The 17,836-nt window shown below is 39.2% G+C and carries 17 protein-coding genes; 13 read left to right on the plus strand and 4 right to left on the minus strand.

Going from position 1 to position 17,836, the window contains the following annotated elements:
• Positions 1 to 188: 188 nt before the first annotated feature.
• The 3 genes from PVV57_RS02825 to PVV57_RS02835 form a co-directional block, all read right to left on the minus strand.
• The gene (locus PVV57_RS02825) at positions 189 to 1,139 is read right to left on the minus strand and encodes a YopJ/AvrA family T3SS effector serine/threonine acetyltransferase (protein ID WP_273783396.1); all 951 of its coding nucleotides are present in this window, start codon (positions 1,137 to 1,139) and stop codon (positions 189 to 191) included.
• A 389-nt stretch (positions 1,140 to 1,528) separates the two neighbouring features.
• Positions 1,529 to 2,461 carry a YopJ/AvrA family T3SS effector serine/threonine acetyltransferase gene (locus tag PVV57_RS02830; RefSeq protein ID WP_273783408.1) on the minus strand — a complete coding sequence of 311 codons (933 nt, stop codon included), beginning with the start codon at positions 2,459 to 2,461 and terminating at the stop codon, positions 1,529 to 1,531.
• Between the two features lie 391 nt (positions 2,462 to 2,852).
• Entirely contained in the window at positions 2,853 to 3,821 is a 969-nt protein-coding gene (locus PVV57_RS02835; protein ID WP_273718941.1) for a YopJ/AvrA family T3SS effector serine/threonine acetyltransferase, read from the minus strand.
• Positions 3,822 to 4,603: 782 nt separating this feature from the next.
• On the opposite strand from PVV57_RS02835, the gene PVV57_RS02840 reads away from it, so the two are divergent.
• Both PVV57_RS02840 and PVV57_RS02845 read left to right on the plus strand, forming a co-directional pair.
• On the plus strand, positions 4,604 to 4,777 hold the full coding sequence (locus PVV57_RS02840; RefSeq protein ID WP_273718925.1) for a hypothetical protein: 174 nt from the start codon (positions 4,604 to 4,606) through the stop codon (positions 4,775 to 4,777).
• A gap of 890 nt (positions 4,778 to 5,667) precedes the next feature.
• Complete coding sequence (locus PVV57_RS02845) at positions 5,668 to 5,910, plus strand: hypothetical protein (RefSeq protein WP_273718926.1); 243 nt, start codon at positions 5,668 to 5,670, stop codon at positions 5,908 to 5,910.
• Positions 5,911 to 6,587: 677 nt separating this feature from the next.
• Here the strand turns inward: PVV57_RS02845 and PVV57_RS02850 are convergent.
• Positions 6,588 to 7,157, minus strand: coding sequence for a hypothetical protein (locus PVV57_RS02850; RefSeq protein ID WP_273718927.1), 570 nt, complete (start codon positions 7,155 to 7,157; stop codon positions 6,588 to 6,590).
• Positions 7,158 to 9,476: 2,319 nt separating this feature from the next.
• Here PVV57_RS02850 and PVV57_RS02855 point away from each other — a divergent pair.
• From PVV57_RS02855 to PVV57_RS02905, 11 genes are all read left to right on the plus strand, one after another.
• Complete coding sequence (locus tag PVV57_RS02855; protein WP_273783398.1) at positions 9,477 to 9,992, plus strand: hypothetical protein; 516 nt, start codon at positions 9,477 to 9,479, stop codon at positions 9,990 to 9,992.
• 12 nt (positions 9,993 to 10,004) lie between these two features.
• Complete coding sequence (locus tag PVV57_RS02860; protein ID WP_273718929.1) at positions 10,005 to 10,565, plus strand: hypothetical protein; 561 nt, start codon at positions 10,005 to 10,007, stop codon at positions 10,563 to 10,565.
• 45 nt (positions 10,566 to 10,610) lie between these two features.
• Positions 10,611 to 11,168 (plus strand): hypothetical protein, encoded by a 558-nt coding sequence (locus tag PVV57_RS02865; protein ID WP_273718930.1) that lies wholly within the window; start codon positions 10,611 to 10,613, stop codon positions 11,166 to 11,168.
• On the plus strand, positions 11,158 to 11,355 hold the full coding sequence (locus PVV57_RS02870) for a hypothetical protein (RefSeq protein ID WP_273718931.1): 198 nt from the start codon (positions 11,158 to 11,160) through the stop codon (positions 11,353 to 11,355). The genes PVV57_RS02865 and PVV57_RS02870 overlap by 11 nt, the downstream gene beginning before the upstream one ends.
• Entirely contained in the window at positions 11,352 to 11,696 is a 345-nt protein-coding gene (locus PVV57_RS02875; RefSeq protein WP_273718932.1) for a hypothetical protein, read from the plus strand. The genes PVV57_RS02870 and PVV57_RS02875 overlap by 4 nt, the downstream gene beginning before the upstream one ends.
• A gap of 587 nt (positions 11,697 to 12,283) precedes the next feature.
• Positions 12,284 to 12,634, plus strand: a complete 351-nt coding sequence (locus PVV57_RS02880; RefSeq protein WP_273783399.1) for a hypothetical protein — start codon at positions 12,284 to 12,286, stop codon at positions 12,632 to 12,634.
• Positions 12,635 to 12,887: 253 nt separating this feature from the next.
• Positions 12,888 to 13,265, plus strand: a complete 378-nt coding sequence (locus tag PVV57_RS02885) for a hypothetical protein (protein ID WP_273718934.1) — start codon at positions 12,888 to 12,890, stop codon at positions 13,263 to 13,265.
• 13 nt (positions 13,266 to 13,278) lie between these two features.
• Positions 13,279 to 14,421, plus strand: coding sequence for a DUF6990 domain-containing protein (locus PVV57_RS02890; RefSeq protein ID WP_273783401.1), 1,143 nt, complete (start codon positions 13,279 to 13,281; stop codon positions 14,419 to 14,421).
• Positions 14,422 to 14,594: 173 nt separating this feature from the next.
• Complete coding sequence (locus tag PVV57_RS02895) at positions 14,595 to 14,870, plus strand: hypothetical protein (protein ID WP_273783403.1); 276 nt, start codon at positions 14,595 to 14,597, stop codon at positions 14,868 to 14,870.
• A 1-nt stretch (position 14,871) separates the two neighbouring features.
• Positions 14,872 to 15,453 carry a hypothetical protein gene (locus PVV57_RS02900; protein WP_273783404.1) on the plus strand — a complete coding sequence of 194 codons (582 nt, stop codon included), beginning with the start codon at positions 14,872 to 14,874 and terminating at the stop codon, positions 15,451 to 15,453.
• A gap of 15 nt (positions 15,454 to 15,468) precedes the next feature.
• Complete coding sequence (locus PVV57_RS02905; protein ID WP_273718937.1) at positions 15,469 to 15,645, plus strand: hypothetical protein; 177 nt, start codon at positions 15,469 to 15,471, stop codon at positions 15,643 to 15,645.
• Positions 15,646 to 17,836 lie beyond the last annotated feature (2,191 nt).

Genomic DNA, 17,836 nt, shown 5'->3' on the forward strand with positions numbered 1-17,836 from the left:
GAGCTTTGGAATTTTGATACAATTCTAAGAGGGAATGGTTTGATAGGAAAACGGCGTTTTGCTCTTAAGAGGCAAGTTGTTTGCTCTTTTTATTTTAGGAACAGAAAAGCTGGTTTTCCTAGAGAAATCTTCACTGTAAAGCAACATTGCTTCATTCTTTATGAAGAGAAAATAGGAAAAAACGTCAATTACATTGTCAAAGATTTGTATTCCGTAATCCTTTTTTTGTGGGGGGAAACAGAGACGTTTTTTGCCCCTTCTTCCTTTAAGTTTTTTTCAAATCTCTCCCTTATAGTTTCACCTTTTTTATTGACTGTTTCATGTTCAGCGCCCGGATTAGCTTTTAGATAGTGTTCGAGACGTCTTCTTCCTTGCGCATGTTTGTATAAACTGACGGGAAGATAGGAATCTAACTTTTCAGCCGGTAAAGGCGTATTGGGTTCACATAATAGCCCCGTAACATTATCCTTATGCAGTCTTGCTAATTTATCAGATTCAAGATGAAGCTTTTTGGCGAGGCTTAAGCTGAACATCCCGCATTCAGAAGAGCTTCGCTGAATATCCATTTCGGCCATGGTAAAAGAATAAGGAGGCAGTTGAAGAGTTTGCAGGGTTTGATTTATTTTTATCCCTAGTTTGCAAGCAGCGATATTCTGAAATGTTGTCGGTTCAAACATAATAAAAGAGATTTTGTCATCAACTTTTTTATAATCCATTGCCGCAAAATGGATTCTGCTCCCCATGTTGACAACAAATTGGGAAGATTTGGCACCGCTTTCAATTGTTTCTTTGAGTGCGTGGGTAAGATCTTCAGCTGTAAGAGCCAATTTGAGATTCATCCCTGGGTATTTGCTGTTGGCTTTTTTGACGAGAGCCGGCAACAGTCTAATATCGGTATCTTCATAATCAGCAAAAATCCAACGGCCGGTGATAAGATCATCTTCTAAGCCTGCAATAATAGCTTGTAATTCTTCAGAATTTGGGGTGACATGTTCTTCTTTTGTTTGGAGGGAGTTTTGCTTTAAACGGGCAATAAGCTCTTCTAAGGATTCATTCGCGCTGACTTCTTCTTGTGCACTTGCTTCTTCTTGTGTTGGTGATGAACGAGAGGAAATGTCTTTTGAATCTTGTGGCTTCATACTATTAGCCTCCATATTGATGGTCGATCCGCAATATTATTTTCTTACATTTTGACTAAACAATGTTTTGAAAGAAAGCCTTTGCACCTTGGAAGGTGAGGTTAAAAAGGGGTGTTTTCAGAGCGTTGCGTAAGGCTTATGCTTCTCTTGAATGTAAAAATTTGAGCATCCCCGTGCATTTCTAAATTTGTATAGTACTCTATTAAAACATGCTCACTTTGATAGAATAGCTTTGTTTTGCCTTTAAGAGGTAAATTGCTTATTGTTTGCATCTTTACCTCTTTCAAATGGAAAAGCAGATTTTCTAATAGCAATTCATTCCTCGCTGTAAAGCGGCATTGCTTCATCCTTTATGGATATGGTATAGGGATAAAGTAAAAACGTTTCAATTACATCATCAGAGATTTGTATTCGGTTGCTCTTTTTCTATGTTGTGAAACAGAAACAGTTTTTCCCTCTGCTGTTTCTAAGTTTTTTTCAAATCTCTCCCTTATAGTTTCACCTTTTTTGTTGACTGTTTCATGTTCAGCACCCGGATTGGCTTTTAGATATTGTTCAATACGTCTTCTTCCTTGTGCGTGTTTATAAAAAGTGGTTGGAAGATATGTATCCAATTTTTCTGCAGGTAAAGGCGTATCTGGTTTACATAAGACACCTTTAACATTATCTTTGTGCAGTCTTTCTAATTTAGCAGATTCGTTATGAAGCTTTTTCGCAAGGGCTAAGCTGAACATTCCACATTCAGAAGTGCTTCGTTGAATATCCATTTCTACCATAGAAAAAGAACAGTTGGGCAACTCATGTGCTTTAAGGGCCAATTGTGTCCTTAATGCTAGCACCGCTGGTTTCATACTGTTGAATGTTGTAGGTTCAAAAAATATCACAGATGTTTTGTCATCGATGGTTTTATGATCAATCACTGAAAAATGGATTCCTCTATCCTTTGTGTAAATGATAAATCTGGAAGATTGAACGCCGTTTTCGAGTGTGTCTTTGAGTTTAAGGGCAAAGTCGTGAGATGATTCTGCTAATTGAAGACGCATGTCGGGATATTTACGGTTTGCTTGATCGACCAAGGCTGGCATCAGTTTAAGATCTGTACTTGCATAATCAGCTGTGAACCAACGCCCCGTTGAAATGTCATCTTCTAAGCCTGCAATAATATTTTTTAACTTTTCACGATCAAAAGGGATATTTCTTCCTTTTTCGCTGTTGGATTGTTCTAAATGTGTAGCAAGATTTTCCGTAGGATCATTTGCACTCGGACCTGCTTGTGTTTGTGATGAACGAGGGGGAACGTCTTTTGAATCTTGTGGTTTCATCATATTAACCTTTCTCTTGAGGGGCGATAGGCCAATATTATTTTCTTAAATTCTGACCAAATGATGTTTTGAAAGAAAAAAGCCTTTTTCTCTTGAAAATTAAGGAAAAAAGATCATCTTTTAGCTGTTTTTATAAGAAGGTGCGGGCGGGGTTTTTACAATTCTCGCGTGCTTTTTGTTTCTTCAAAATTTTAAAATATGGGCTCATTTTAAAATATGGGCTCTGGGCTGATTTTGATAGAATTTTTATAGAATACTCTGTTTTGTCTTTAAGAGACACGTTGCTTGTCGTTTACCTCTTTTAAACGGAAAAGCCGCTTTGCTTATCGCAAACTTAGCCGTAAAGAGGCATTGTTTCATTCTTTATGGAGGGAATAGAGAAAAATCTCAATTACATCATCAGAGATTTGTATTCCGTTGCTCTTTTTCTGTGTTGTGAAATTGAGACCGTTTTTCTCTCTGTTGTCACTAAGCTTCTTTCAAACCTCTCGGCAAGAGTTTCGCCTTTTCTGTTGACTTTTTCATGGGCTGCTTCTGGATTGGCTTTTAGATATTCTCCAAGACGTCTTCTTCCTTGCACGTGTTTGTATAAACGGGCTGGAAGATAGGGATCTAACTTTTCAGCCGGTAAAGGCGTATCCGGTTCAAATAATACGCCCTTAATATTATCTTTGTGCAGTCTTTCTAATCTTTGAGATTCAAGGTAAAGCTTTTTGGCGAGGCTTAAACTGAACATTCCACATTCAGAGGAACTGCGTTGAATGTCCATTTCCGCTGTGGAAAAATGAATAGGAGGAAATTGCCGCTCTTCAAGGGATTGTCGTGTCCTTAATGCGAGTAATGTGGGGAGCGTTTCACGCAGTGAGGTCGGTTCAAAAAAGATCAAAGATGTTTGATCACCGATGGTTTGATGATCAACAACTGCAAAATGGATGCCTCTATCTTGCGCATTAACAATAAATCTGGAAGATTTTATGCCGCTCTCAAGTGTGTCTTTGAGAGCAAGGGCAAAGCCGTCAGGGGGGGTTGTAAGTTTAAGATTCATCTCTGGATATTTACGGTTTGCTTGATCGACTAAGGCTGGCATCATATAAAGATCTAAAATATCATAATAATTTTTGATCCAACTTCCATTAGCATTATGCTTTTCTAAGCCTTTAATGATATCTTTTAATTCCGCACGGTTGAAGGGGGTATTGTGTATTTTTTCGATATTGAGCCGTTCTAAATGTGTCGCAAGATTTTCTAAGGATGCATCTGCGCTCGGACTTTCTTGTGCACTTGCTCCTTCTTGTGCGCTTGCTCCTTCGAGTGTTTGTGAGGAGTGAGGGGGAACGTCTTTTGAATCTTGTGGTTTCATCATATTAACCTTTCTCTTGAGGGGCGATAGGCCAATATTATTTTCTTAAATTCTGACCAAATGATGTTTTGAAAGAAAGCCTTTATCTCTTGAAAATTAAGGAAAAATCCTATTTAAAAGCGTTTTTATAAGAAGGCTTTTAAAGCTTGAGGCTTTGTTTAAGTTTTAAAAAATCCGCATATTTTTTACAGCTGTAAAATCTATAAAAATTGGAAGAAATTTGGGGGGATTTGCAACGTTATCTTTATATTTTAAGTTATTTCTATCGCATGGCTTATTTCAATGAAGAGATGACAGCTTTTTTCAACAGTTTTGCGTGTGAAACAATGAAACCATCCGCAATCGGTGTTTGGTATACAATAATGCCTATTTTTTTAAAGAACATTCTTTTGGATTTTTTTCTGGAAAAATCATTTGTTATCAAATGATCCTGTTATGCTGAAAAATACTGTTAAGCCGTAAAACACGGTCCTTTGAGGTGTTGTGATATAAGGTAAGCCTCCTTGATACGTTTTGAGTATTGAAGGGTATGGGGGCTTTTAGAGTGGCTGTTGATTGGTTCCTCTCTATAAAAATTTTCTCATAAAGGTTGCGTTGCGTGTCATAGTTTTCTTCCTCTTTTGAAAAAAGGGGCAGTGGTGCGAAAAAGTAAGGTGTTTCCTCTGGGAGAGATGGTTGGTGTTGGTTTTGGGACCTTGTGTTGTTTTTTTGATGGAGTCGTGTTGGTGGGGGCTTGGTGTTGGGCTGATGCATGATAAGCGTGGTCCATTGCGGTTTTGTTGGTGATTGGGTCCCATGGTTTTTGTCGTATAGGAGGTGTTTGTCGTATAGGGGGTGGTGTGACGGCTAAGATTGTTGCCGATATAGTTGTTGGGGGGGCTGGTGTGGTTATCGTGGGTATGGTGGTGAGAGGCGTGGGAACTATTGTTAGGCTTGTTTATTGGCGCGTGTTTTAAGTCCACAACTCCGAAAGTCCGATGAAAAGGCAAGCTCTCTGTGGATCTCAAGTATTAAGGTTGTCACGGCATGACCATTGGGGGCAGTGTGTATGAAAGGCGCGGCTGGTTACAACGGAGGAGGAATGTCTGAAGAGGGGGTTGTCTTGTTATGCCGTCTTGTCCTTTGAGGGCATATGTTTCTTAGATCGGTTGTGAAGTGCTTTTGAGGGCGTGAGGGTTGTTTTTAAGTTTGTTTATTGTGCTTTTAAGTTTTGAGTGAAGAGCATGGGGAAATTTTAAGGGGAAAGGTTTGTGGATCAAAAGTGCATCTTGCCAAAAACCATCGTTTCTTTACAAAGCAACGTGGATTTAAAAGCCGCGCCCTTTAAAGTGGGGGGGCTTTGAAGTGTGGGGCGAATAAAATGTACTCTGTATCAACAGAAACAGCTCTAGCTTATTGCTGTTCGTGTATTGCACATCACTTTTATGAGAGATTACATCGGTGTTTTTTGGGGTATTTTTTGGGGGGGTGTGGATACTGTTTTCCCTGAACATCTCAAAATACTGGTTTTTGTGATGCAAAAGAAAGACAATTTAAAAAAAGAAGGAAGATACCGTCAGACAGTAAACTTTTAAACCCTTAGTCACTGCTTAATCTTCTCAAATGGTAAAAATTCACACCATTTTATACATTGCTGCAAAATACACTGTTTTATAACAATCTATAACAGCCTATCACAAGAGAAACATTTTATGATGAAATTAGGGCACAAATACCCCTTTACCGCATCCGTCATTAAATACGATTTTTCATATTTTGTCAACAGAAAAACGATTATTTTTGCTTTTTTATCGCGGAAATAAATCTATAGAAATTCATTGATTGTACCGTAAAATATGCTGTCTTTATGGGAAAGTTTTTTGATGCGGCAAAGAACATTTTTTCTTTTGAGAAAGGAAGGGCGAGGGGGAGGCTAAGTTGTCGTTTTGAAATCCGTGGTTCTTTATCAATGCCATTGGGGAGGCTTTGGCTGGCAGGTTGGGGTTGGCAGGTTGGGGGGGCAGGTGTTGGTGGGGGAGAAAGGCGAGATTATTGCGATTGTGTGGAGCGATTGAGGCTGTGGTGGCTGTCCTATGAGCGAGGGGCGTAGATGGGGAGTGGATTGTTGCCAATCTAGATGTTGATAGGGGGGGTAGATTGTTGCTGAGGGCTTTTTCTTTGGTTTAAAAGCTCATGCTTTTAATTTTGTAAAAAAATCAACTCATTTTGTAAAAAGCCAACCTGTTGTTTTTAATATCAATAGATTGATTGATAATGATCATTTAATCTTTATTCATCTTGAATGAAAGATCCAAATACGTAAAATTTTCTCATTTAAAACTTATGTTGAAGCAAAATCATATCTTGTATGTCATAAAATAGGGGAAGCCTTATAAATTGTACAGGAAAGAACTCAAAATGCCTATCATGAATTGTCTCAAGTGTTAAAGTTGTCACGGCATGACCATGGGGGGCAGTGTGTATGAAAGGCGCGGCTGGTTACAACGGAGGAGGAATGTCTGAAGAGGGGGTTGTCTTGTTATGCCGTCTTGTCCTTTGAGGGCATATATTTCTTGGATCGGTTGTGATGTGCTTTTGAGGGCGTGAGGGCTGTTTTTAAGCTTGTTTATTGGCGCGCCGTTTTAAGTTCGCAAATCTGAAAGTCCGATGAAAAGGCAAGCTCTCTGTGGATCTCAAGTGTATCCGGTTGAAAGAGGGGGCTTGGCAAACGGGGCGTAGGTTGTGGAATCTTTGTTCTTTTTTGAGGGGCGGACAACAAAGGATATTTTAGCGAAGGCGCTTGTGGCTGAAACAGTCAAAATGTTTATAAAGAGCATCAAGAATAATGCGCAGTGAGCCAACAAGCGTTGGCAGTGGTTGATCTTCACTCACGAGATATTGTAATGCCGCATGAAAATTGTGTTGGCGATGCAGATATTGTGCTTCTTTAATGGCTTCTTGCATCGCTTCATAGCGTTGGGTTGAAAGAGCAACCCATTGCTTTTTGGCTTTCTCATCAGATGTGCTAGGCTTAAAGCCATCATAATAGCCATTTGGTAAACCTTTGGCACATAAATAGTCGTTTCTGATTTGCAAGTATTGTTGCGCTGTTTCATATTGCTCTTTACTGATGCCTGATGAAGCATCTTTATAGCCAAGCAAACAAAGACGCCCAATATAGGTCCCCACAAGCGGATTTTTCGCTTCTTCAAGGCTCAAACCAAAGCGTTTTGCACGCATTTCAATGGCTGATTGAGATGCAGATTTTCGGAGACCTTTGGCACGTGAAATACGACCATTGGGCTCTCTCAGTTTGCCTGTTATTCTCGGTCTACCGCGTTTTTTACCTATTTTCATGAACTTAACCATTTGAATGAAAAATAAACTGTCTACTTTTGGGGGACAGTGATTGTAAAAAGCACTTGGGGTAAATATTGAGGGGGGGGGGAGTAAATAGTGAGGGGAGAGCAAATACGGGGGGCAAATACTGTGGGGAGGAAAATTCTTTGGGGATATGAATTGTTGCAGAGCAAAGGAGAAACGAAGTCTTTAAGCGTAAAGAACAGCAACATTATAGAGCGAAAAGATCATCTGGTGTTTCCTAGCATTTTCTTGACCCTATCAGTGTTATTTTCCCCCATCATGCTTATTTTTATCTTTTGAGCATCGATAGCCAAGGAATTTTCTTTCTACAGATTTCTCAACTCCTTTGGAAAAAGTAAAAGAAATTTTTGTCAAATGTGAATGAAAAAATAAAGCTCTATGGGGGTGCTCTCCTTATTTTTTCTCATGAAGTCTTTATTTCATAGAATGATTGAGGGCTTATTGGGAGTTATCTGGGAATGATAGAGCTTTTTTTACGCGCGTTTTGCGGAAACTTTTTAATTCCTCCTTTGAAAAGGTTTTGTTTTTGGGGTTTGCTATTGGGGGAGTGAGGTTTTTGTTTTTGAACGCAGGACCAAGATGCCAGGTCTTCATCACGCAGTTTAAGCAGATCTTATTCTTTATGAGTCGTCCTTTATAGATAGAGCCTTCTTTAAAGATTATCCTTTATAGAGGGATTTTGCCTGGTGTTGAAGGGGTAGAGAACAATAGAAAACGAACTTACCCACTTTTATCATTATAGCATAAGGCACCCTCTATTTTCAAATAAAATAATCGTTTATTGGTTCAAAATAAACTGAGAAGGTCAAGTGATCTGGTGTAGCGTCTTACTTTTATAGTCATCATTTATAGAGGATAATTTTTTCCGTTTTAATGGATTTTATCATAAGAAGGGGTGGCTGTCGTTTAAATGGCGCGATGCAATACCCAAAGAAACTTTATAAGAAGATATCTTGATAAGAGAGGCTTTTATAAAGCTGGGGGGGCGGGATTTGTGAGATACGAGATATTTCTTTATTAATTTTATAAAGAGGCGCTTTTTTAATTTAAGAAATTTTAAAATGAGAATTGAAAAATTTTAAGGCTGCTGTTGGTGCAATTTTAGATAATCAATTGTTTGTTTGTCCTGTGGGATGTTGCTGGTCTCACGCTTTTGTTTCTTTTGTTTTATGAGGGCACATCTCTCCCGTAAAACAGAACGTCTCAAACCACATACCCAAACCACATACCTTGGAGCTGCGCATTCACGGGCTTGTTTTAAAGAGGCATGTCTTAAAGTTCTCAATCCCAATTTCGCGACGGTGTCCGTGAAGAATAGAAGGGCTCTTTATGCAAGGATAAAATGCCCCATGAAGGATTTATTGAGCCCCCTCATTTTAGGTTTCATAAAAAGAGGAAGCCGGCCCCCCCTCTTTGCTCGTTCCCAATTTACGGGATTTTGCCACTCTTCATGAAAAGCTATGTCTTTCTTGTACCGTTTTTACTCCACACGGGCTTCTCCCTCTTGTAATCTGCAAACGATATGCTTTGGGTTGATTTTAATATGGGGATGTGATGAAAGAATCTTACAGTATCGCGGTGTGATGATTCAAGTTTAAAAAAATGATGATTCATCATTATAAATCAATGTGTTGTTTATCAAGACACAAAGAGCTTGTGAAAATATTTTATCCTTTTATGCGATAAAATACTGTCATTTGAGGCGGTGATATAAAGCTCATAAGGCATACAACGCTTGATCCGTTAAATATTTAAAATCAGCAGCGAATATTAAAGCAAGAGCTCGTTCGTAGGGCCTTATGCAAATGGAGCTCATAAGTGATGAGCAGGTGGAATCCACTAAGAGCAATTAGATTGTTTACAAATTGATATGGGTTTTAGAATCTTTGTCCTTTGGAGGGCAGAGAGGAAGATCATTATCCTTTGTCTCGTATAGGTGCGGTTTCATTGAAGCGGTGGTAAACACTGTCGTTTATGGCGGGCAGGTAAAATTTCCCCAGGGGATGTTTTTTTTGAATTGAAAAGTGTTATTGATTGGGTTTTGTCAAACAGCGCCCTTTAAGGGGAGGGGGCTTTAGGGTTGGTGATCGATCAGAAGGGAAAAAGGCGCGTTTGGGCTTGTAAGCGTGGGAGGGTGTCTTGTTGTTCCGTACTCAAGGCATTAAAAAAATACTTAAAAGGAATTATTAACGCTTGCTTCATGATGAGAAGAGTGCTAAGCAGTTTTGTCACGCTGATCGCGTGGTGTCAAATATTGAAGCGTGGGGATTTTAGAAGTGGGGGATTATCCGTATGATGAGAGATCAATCACAACATCCATCTGTCCATGAGGGGAATGAGGCTTTTGTCTCCAAGCCATTGTCGGATCAATTGGCGGATTTCAAAAAAGGAATGCCTCTCTCGACAAAAGATTATGTCATCATTTGTTGCTTGGCTATCCTCTTATTTGGGCTTTTTGCCGCGTCTACCTATATGCAGCCTTGGGAATTTTTTCACGTTATATCCAAAGAACAGTTTCAAGCAATGGCGAAAATGAAACAAGAAGATATTCAAAAAATGTTTCAGGAGAACCTTGCACAGCCTTTTAAAAGTCCTATCATCGGGTATGTGCGTGATGCGGGGTGGAATAGTGTTTGGGCTTTTTTATGTCTTATGCCGCAAATAATTTTGGGCGTTCTTTTCGCGTTCTTTCCACTCTTTTTTATTCTCCTCGCCATGGTGAAACGGGATGTGAAACAAATGATGCAGCTGTGGGAAACAGAGCCAGAGCCGCAACAGTTAGACAATCAATCTTTTGACAGAATATAATAGGGGGAACATGTGAGCACTTCTTTAATCATTGGAAGGTTGATTGGCGCAGGGGTAATTATCTTTATTTATGCTGCATTTTTCTCGGTATTCTTTTCCACCGTGATGACAATCTTGGCACTTTATTATTCTTTTATAAAACGAACAATCTTGTTATGGGCCATGTGGCGGAAATTACAAAAGGGTGTAGCAGAGGATTTGAGGTATGATCAGGCAGAGGGACGAGGACAGAATACAGTTCCTGCAACACAGTTCAGTGCTCTTTCTTTTAAAGAATCTTTGGAACTTTCAAAAAAAGATTATTCGATACTCTTTTCTATCACTTTTGTTATGTTTGTGCTTTTTACAGTTCTTATTATTTTTGCGGTTTTTCTCCCAAAATCTGCGATTTTTTTGCACAATCATGCACCTTTCTTGCTTCACATTGGTTCTTTGGTCGCGCAGCTGCTGTTTGGGTTGTGGACGTGTATTGTTGTCACTTTGCCTGTCATTTTAATTCTCCATAATCTCCTTTTATTATGGCGTGAAAAAAGCAGTGAAGAAATGAAAAAAATTTGCTTGAGTAGAAAGTAAAATGATGATTGCACATCAATGCGATAGGGAAAAAGAGGGAACGTTATGATAGGACATTTCGTTTTTTTAGGACTCATCATTATTGTCATTTTAATGTTTATGGTCATTGTCAGGCTGCCTTATCGGTTGATCAGGCATGTGAGGTTGTCCTTTAAACTTACTCAAGAATTGAAAAAGAGGACGACGCAACAAAAGCAAGCCATACAACAATTGCGCAATGATCAGGGAGAGATGAAAAGACACAATCTCGCGCTTGAGATCCTTGATGCAAAAATGCGCTTTCTTAACTTCAAAGAATCTCTGTTTCTTTCTTCAAAAGAATGTAAAATAATTCTTTTTGTCTTTATCCTCTTTTCTCTTCTAGAATCGGTTTTCTCTATCGCAAATTTGGCATGGTGGAAAAGTGATAGGATTGGCTTTATCATGATGCTGTTGAGCGTTATATCGATGGGAATTCTTCTCTTGTCTCCGATCATTGGCATGGTGTGCATAAGATTAACGAGAAAATTGAGAGAAACGCTTCAACAATTGGAAGAAGCAATCAAACAACGCGACCAGGAAATCCGTATGCAAAATGTGCAAGGGGGACAAAATGACGAGTAGTATGATAGTATTAGCAGCCCTTTCTTTCCTAGTCTTTACACCCTTAAATGCTTTAATATGGGTACCAATTTTGGTCATTTATTATCTGTTTATCAAGCGTGCACGGCTCTATTGCCGCGTAAAAAAGGAACTGAAATGCGTGTTGAATGAACGCGATAGTGCCTTAGAACAGATCGTCCAAAAATGAAAAGTAGCAGCCTGTTTGATCAAAAACAGCTTTCGCTTGTTTGGGGCGATTATAAAAAAATATTCTATCTTTCGACCGTCATGGTGACACTTCCAACAGTTATTGCTGTTATCGTTAAGATATGGAGAAGGAAGGATTTTTTTTCTGCGACTCTCTTAGAGCCATTGGCATGGATGTTGGCTTGTACTTTTTTATTCTTACCCATTGTTTTTATAATGCTTTTTATTTTAAATCATCAGTTGAAGAAAATGATGCGACAACTGGAAGAAGAGGTTGAGCAGAAAAAAACACTGATGATCCTTTCTCATGAACTCTCTCATGAAGATGAGGGAGAAAAGTGAAGAAAAAGAAGAAAATAAAGCATTCTATGCTGTGCATATCTTGGGGGGCTTTCGCGCTTTGAGGGGCGGTGGTGAGACCCTTTGAGCACAAAAGCTTTAGGGACGGTGAGAGACTGGGCTTTGAGACACACATAAAATCCATTTCCACCATGCTTTGAGGATGGTTTAAGAGAAGGTGCGTGGCTAGGCTTTGGTGATGGCTTGATAACTTAAGCTGTTTTCAAGACAAAGCAACGCGCGGATGATTTTCTTGAACCGCTTTGCTTCTTTTTTTGAAAGGTACTTCTCTTGGGGAAAAAACACCACTCAGAATTTTAGAGCCAGACATTTCAATTTATGCCATAGAAAGATCTCTTTTATAAAAAATGTCTCGAGGAGACAAAATAGGTATCTAAGACAATAGAGATACACTGTTAGGGATGAAAACATGATGGTTGAAGTCAATGGGAAAAAAGTAGACTCTTATGCACTTCTGATATTGTTTTTATAAAAGATGGGGGATAAAAGCGATTGATATAAAAATTGTGGAGGACAAAAGCGTCGATTCATGAAAATAGCTTAAAATTTTAGACAAATGAGGGGTAAAAATGAGGGGCAGTGGGGGAAATTCAATATCGGATGAAGAACAACGGTCTTTTTCTTTGGAAAAAGCGTTTCTGACACGTAAAAATTATATAGTCATTTTTTGTATTACTTTTATGATTGAGGCTTTTAAAATAGTGCTTGTGCTGTTATTTGAGTGGGATTTGACAGGGTGGTGGAATTATAGCCTCTTCATTCTCATCTTAATATTGGTTTTTATATCGGTGCTTCTTGTTTTATTGATCCCTATTGCTTTTGTGGTCCGTGTCATCTTTACGCGTTTGTTGAAAAAAAAGATCGATCAGTTGGATCAAGCAATTGGCCAAGCGGAGAAAAATTCCTTCTTAACAAAATAAGAGCGTAAAGAAGAGGGCAAAATGAAAGTTGGTCTTTCTATATTTTATGTATTATAGGGCACGCTTTTATTGGTGTGATGTTTAGAGGCAAGGGAAAAGACGCTATCGCGCATAAAAGATGAGGAAAGACCAAGTGATTGATCTAACAAGCGATTGATCGTGATGAATTGATATAAAAATTGAATTCATTGTAAGGACAAAAGTTTTAATCAATGAAAATAGCTTAAAATTTTAGACACATGAGGGGTAAAAAATGAGAAGCAATGAACAAAATGCAACATGGGATAGAGAACGAAGGGAACCACGTTTTTTTTCGCTTGAAGAAGCGTTTCTGACACGCAAAAATTATAAAGTTATCTTTTATATTGCTTTCATTATTTCAGTTTTGAGAACGGTTTCCATAATACCTATGTTGTTTGAGTCGAAGTTGACGGGATGGGAAGGAAATATCTCGATAGTTTTATTTTTCAGCATGGAGTTTATATTAGAGTTTTTTTTGATGTTCATCCCCATTGCTTTTGCTCTTGTGGTTCGTGTCATCTTCACGGTTTTGTTGAACAAAAAGATTGATCAGTTAGAGCAGGCAACTTGGGAGCGGATAGCGGCTGCGTATCGACAAAAAAGCACATGAAGGGGAGGGGAAAATGAAAGATATAGTTGTTTTATTCTCGTGGGGTGTCGGCATTCTTTTCTTCACGCTGCTTTCTGCTCTGTGTACGATGTTTATTTTGGCATTGTGCTGTTCTACTTTCAAGCGGGTGAGACTGTATTGCCAAGTGAGAAAAGAATTAAGACGTGTGCTTAAAGAACCGGTTGCCTTTGAGCTACTTGGGGAAACACCGATGCTTAAGCCGTCATTTGAGGAAAAAGAGTTCAAAGCGTTTTCTCTTTCTGATGAGGAAATTGTCACGCTGGAAAGTGCAACGGCACTTTTAAAGAGTTTGGGGTGGAGGATAGAAATTGACGGAAAAGGAAATCATTTGGCAACCTTCTTTTTACCAGACCGTGAAGTACAGTTTCTTTATAATGCTGAGAAGGGGTATCCGCAATTTGATTGTGGAATTGCGGTGGTCTCTGGTATCCATGCGGCGGCTTGCCAAACGATAGACCCTTATAATTCTGGAGGCTTGATTGCTCTCGAATTGAGTTTTGATGTGAAGGGATTGGAAATTTTTGAAGAAAAGGTGAGCGCGGGGTGTTTACGCCATGCACTTGAGAGAGCTTTAGAAAAAGCAATGGGCGAGGTTGATCTTGGCAACATGCTCCGCTCTCAATATCGCATTCTTCCTTGGGAAAACAAAATTGTGGTTCCTCAGTTGACGTCTTATGCGCTGCGTTATCTCGCAGCTTTGGCTTTGGTCGGTGATGTTGAAACTTTAGATTCCTATCACAAAAGCTTTATGGAAGGTGAGAGGTTGGGCTTTGAGACAAGCATTACAGAAGAGCACTTGGCACGTGCGATAGCGATTGCTCAGGCGGTAGAAAAGACAAAACAGCCCAGTTACGATTTGCTTCAACAGGCGGCAAAAACCTATTCCCTAGAGGTGGAGAGTTATGACTATTTTAGAGCCACAGATCCAGACTTGTGCAATAGAAGGTGCTTTATTTACGAAAATTTGATCGAGGAGAAAAGACAAGAATTAAGGCAACAGGGATATACGGTTTACGAAAAGGACATGATTTGTGAGGTTGATGGGAAAAAGGCTCGTCCCCATATTCTTTACATGAAGGACGGGGAAGTAAGATATATGGATGTAAAAATTGGGATTGATGAAAAAAATTATTGAGAAAAATAAAGAGTTTAGATACATTAAAGAAAGCTTAAAATGGCGCGTAAAAATAAGAAAAACAGAGGGGATTAATGCAGGAGAAAAACGCAACATTTAAAGAGTCTTTCTTTTCATTCAAAAAATTTACGCAATCTTTAGTGGAAAGCTGTAAGGGGGTGGAAAGGGATCAAATGATCGGGCATCGCTTTTTCATGGCGTTTTGCACATGCTTTATTATGATGGCTTTAGAAGTTCCTGCCGGTGCAGAGTCTTTGGGACAACCGTTGCAGTGGACAAGATGGGAGGGGATTGGTTCTCTTATTTTTCTCTTACCGATGTTGATTTGGTTTTGTCTTCTCACACCTCTTCCGATCCTTTGGGGAGTTCGTCGTTTTAAAGAGCGTAAATTGGAAAAAACAAAGCAAAAACTGGAAGTAGAAACACAGCCGTTAAAGATCAATCGGTGAGATGATCGCCATGAGAAATGAGGTTGTTGCCCTTTTTATTTTTTTTCTACCGTTTGGCTGTTTTCTTCTCGAGGTTGTGACGGTTTTTGCTCTTTTTGTCATGATGATGATTGTGGCGCCTTATTATTCTTTATTCAAGCGTTTGAGGTTCTATGACAAATTGAAAAAACAAAGACGCTTGATGAGCGAACAGCCGCAGCATTTTTGTTTCTCTAAAAAAAGCCTAAAAGAAATTGTGCAGCAAAATTTAGCACTGGATACAAAAATAAGTCCCCATTCGTTTAAAAAATGGCTCGCTTTTTCGCGAAAAAATTATGTCATCCACGCATGCCTCTCTTTCATCATTATGGTGTTCAAAGTTTATGTCTATGTGACTTTCTATACAAAGATGAATTTTTCGATCGATGAGAAGAGATTTATCTCTATGTACATTTTCTTTTTTTTCTTTGTTCTTTTATGGATATGTATTTTAGCAACGGTTCCTGTTATTATCATCCTTCGTGAAATTTTAACCTCTCGGCTCAACAAGAAGATTCAGCAATTGGAAGAAGTGACTAAAGAACCCCAATCAATCAATTTATAAAAGGAAGAGAATAAAATGGATTACGGTATGGCGGTAGCGTCCACGGTGGTTTTGATGGCTCTGTTGGGGGGCATTCTTGATTTTTTCTTAATAATACCTATTGCGGCACTGTATATTTCTTTTATCAAGCGTTTGATCTCGTATTATAAGGTTACACGGCAATTAAATGCCGCGCTGAAAAAGCGCGCGTAACCTTCATTCATCTCTTCTTTTTCCCTCCATCCTTCTCACAACCTTCATGCTCTTGATAAAGCACACACACCCTGTCTTTACAATTCCGCGCTTTTACGATTTTATTTATTTACAGAAAACTGTAAAGAGTTGATAACCATTCCAAGACTATTGATCACCAGCCTTTCTCTCAACGCCCCCACACCATTGCAACCTTTCTACCCGTGCCGTGTCCAAATCTTTATGCCTTTATATCGTGGGGAGATACAGAGGGCATATTGTTTCTTTCCATTTTATGTTTGCCTTTATTTGAAGAAGGCTGATGGCAATCAATAGGTTTTGGCAATGGGTTTGGAATGGTTATTGAATCTCTACTCATTTCTGCAAATAAGCAAAATCGTAAAAGCGTGTAACTGTAAAGGCAAAAGTGTGTGATTTATCAAGAGTATGGTGGTCGTGGGATGATAGGGCGAAAAGGGTGCTAATGGAGGCGTAGAGGTGAATGGAGACAAGATATTTGAGAGAGGGTTGTAGGGCAGCGGGTGAAAGATAAAGAGCGTCTAGGGAAGAGGCGTAAATAAGTTGGAATGGATAGGGATGAAAAGATTGAAATGGTGAGAGAACTGGCGGAAAGGCTGGTGATCAATAGTTTTGGGATGGTTATCTGGTCTCTACTAATCTCTGCAAATAAGTAAAATCGTAAAAGCGTGTAACTGTAAAGGCAAAAGTGTGTGATTTATCAAGAGTATGGTGGTTTGGGGAAGGATAGTTGAGCGAAAAGGGTGCAAATGGAGGCGTAGAGGTAAATGGAGATAGAATATTTGAGAGAGGGGTTATAGGGTTGCGGGTGCAAGATAGAGAGTGTCTAGGGAAGAGGCGTAAAGGTTGGAATAGCGTGTTGAAATATTGGGAATAAGGTATCGTGTGGAGAATTTTGTGATGGAAAAGTCGTGTGTAGAGCATGGGGTTTGAGGAAGGTATGAGGGGGCACTGAAAAGATAAGAAAGATGAAGATCGGTGGGGGAGATGCAAGAGAAGGAAAGCAGCTTAGTTTTTTGGGGAGATGATATTTTTTATTTTCTGCAAATTTGCAAAATTGTGAAACTGGAAAGGGATGCTTTTTTCTCAATAGAGTCGGAGCATCATGACTTTGATTTGCAGTAGTCTTTTTCTGTGCTTTGGATAATCCTTGATAATTTTTTGAACGATAGCTGTTGTAGCGCTGTATATTTCTTTTATCGAACGCTTTTTACCATAAAGTCACGCGGCAATGAGATACTGTGCTGAAAAAGTGTGTATCGTATTCGTTATGAGGAGAGGCATCATTTTAGATCATGCTATTGCTTTACGGCTTTTAGAGAGGGCATAGGGGCATAGTGTCATACGTTGTTTTTTCATTTTACGTTTGCCTTTGTTTGAAGGGGGCTGATGCCAATAATAGGTTTAGGCGATAGACTTGGATAATGAGCCTGGAATGTTCATCAGTTTGCTACTCTTTTCTGTAAATAAGCAAAATCGTAAAAGCGTGGAACTGTAAAGGCAAAAGTGTGTGACTTATCAAGAGTATGGTGGATTTGGGAAGGATAGTTGAGCGAAAAGGGTGCTAATGGAGGCGTAGAGGTGAATGGAGACAAGATATTTGAGAGAGGGTTGTAGGGCAGCGGGTGAAAGATAAAGAGCGTCTAGGGAAGAGGCGTAAATAAGTTGGAATGGCGTGTAGTAGCGTAGGGAGGAAAGGGGTCGTGTGGAAAATTGGGTGATGGGAAAGCCGTGTGTGAAATGATGCTAAAGAGATAAGGAGTATGAGGTGCATGTGCGGTGTGTTGTTTGCTTTTTTATTAAACGTTTGAATTTTACAATGAAATCACGCGGCGATGAGACGCTGTGCTGAAAAAGTGTGTATCGTATTCGTTATGAGGAGAGGCATCATTTTAGATCAAGCTATTCCTTCATGGTTTTGAAGGGTGCATAGGGAGTATGATGTCATACGGTGTATTTTTATGTTATGTTTGCCTTTGTTTGAAGAGGGATTAAAGCGATAGGCTTGGAATGTTTATCAGCTCTCTGCTGTTTTGTGTAAATGAGCAAAATTGTGAAACTGGAAAGGGATGCTTTTTTCTCAATAGAGTCGGAGCATCATGACTTTGATTTGCAGTAGTCTTTTTCTGTGCTTTGGATAATCCTTGATAATTTTTTGAACGATAGCTGTTGT

Source organism: Bartonella sp. AU15XJBT (assembly GCF_028618615.1).
Classification (GTDB): Bacteria; Pseudomonadota; Alphaproteobacteria; order Rhizobiales; family Rhizobiaceae; genus Bartonella.

What these genes read in the sequence shown, in the direction of transcription:
- PVV57_RS02885 (WP_273718934.1), top strand. Translation starts at nt 12,888, where the DNA reads ATGAGAAGCAATGAACAAAATGCAACATGGGATAGAGAACGAAGGGAA.
- PVV57_RS02830 (WP_273783408.1), bottom strand. Translation starts at nt 2,461, where the DNA reads ATGAAACCACAAGATTCAAAAGACGTTCCCCCTCGTTCATCACAAACA.
- PVV57_RS02855 (WP_273783398.1), top strand. Translation starts at nt 9,477, where the DNA reads ATGATGAGAGATCAATCACAACATCCATCTGTCCATGAGGGGAATGAG.
- PVV57_RS02845 (WP_273718926.1), top strand. Translation starts at nt 5,668, where the DNA reads ATGGGAAAGTTTTTTGATGCGGCAAAGAACATTTTTTCTTTTGAGAAA.
- PVV57_RS02880 (WP_273783399.1), top strand. Translation starts at nt 12,284, where the DNA reads ATGAGGGGCAGTGGGGGAAATTCAATATCGGATGAAGAACAACGGTCT.
- PVV57_RS02875 (WP_273718932.1), top strand. Translation starts at nt 11,352, where the DNA reads ATGAAAAGTAGCAGCCTGTTTGATCAAAAACAGCTTTCGCTTGTTTGG.
- PVV57_RS02825 (WP_273783396.1), bottom strand. Translation starts at nt 1,139, where the DNA reads ATGAAGCCACAAGATTCAAAAGACATTTCCTCTCGTTCATCACCAACA.
- PVV57_RS02850 (WP_273718927.1), bottom strand. Translation starts at nt 7,157, where the DNA reads ATGAAAATAGGTAAAAAACGCGGTAGACCGAGAATAACAGGCAAACTG.
- PVV57_RS02865 (WP_273718930.1), top strand. Translation starts at nt 10,611, where the DNA reads ATGATAGGACATTTCGTTTTTTTAGGACTCATCATTATTGTCATTTTA.
- PVV57_RS02895 (WP_273783403.1), top strand. Translation starts at nt 14,595, where the DNA reads ATGATCGGGCATCGCTTTTTCATGGCGTTTTGCACATGCTTTATTATG.
- PVV57_RS02905 (WP_273718937.1), top strand. Translation starts at nt 15,469, where the DNA reads ATGGATTACGGTATGGCGGTAGCGTCCACGGTGGTTTTGATGGCTCTG.
- PVV57_RS02890 (WP_273783401.1), top strand. Translation starts at nt 13,279, where the DNA reads ATGAAAGATATAGTTGTTTTATTCTCGTGGGGTGTCGGCATTCTTTTC.
- PVV57_RS02835 (WP_273718941.1), bottom strand. Translation starts at nt 3,821, where the DNA reads ATGAAACCACAAGATTCAAAAGACGTTCCCCCTCACTCCTCACAAACA.
- PVV57_RS02900 (WP_273783404.1), top strand. Translation starts at nt 14,872, where the DNA reads ATGATCGCCATGAGAAATGAGGTTGTTGCCCTTTTTATTTTTTTTCTA.
- PVV57_RS02870 (WP_273718931.1), top strand. Translation starts at nt 11,158, where the DNA reads ATGACGAGTAGTATGATAGTATTAGCAGCCCTTTCTTTCCTAGTCTTT.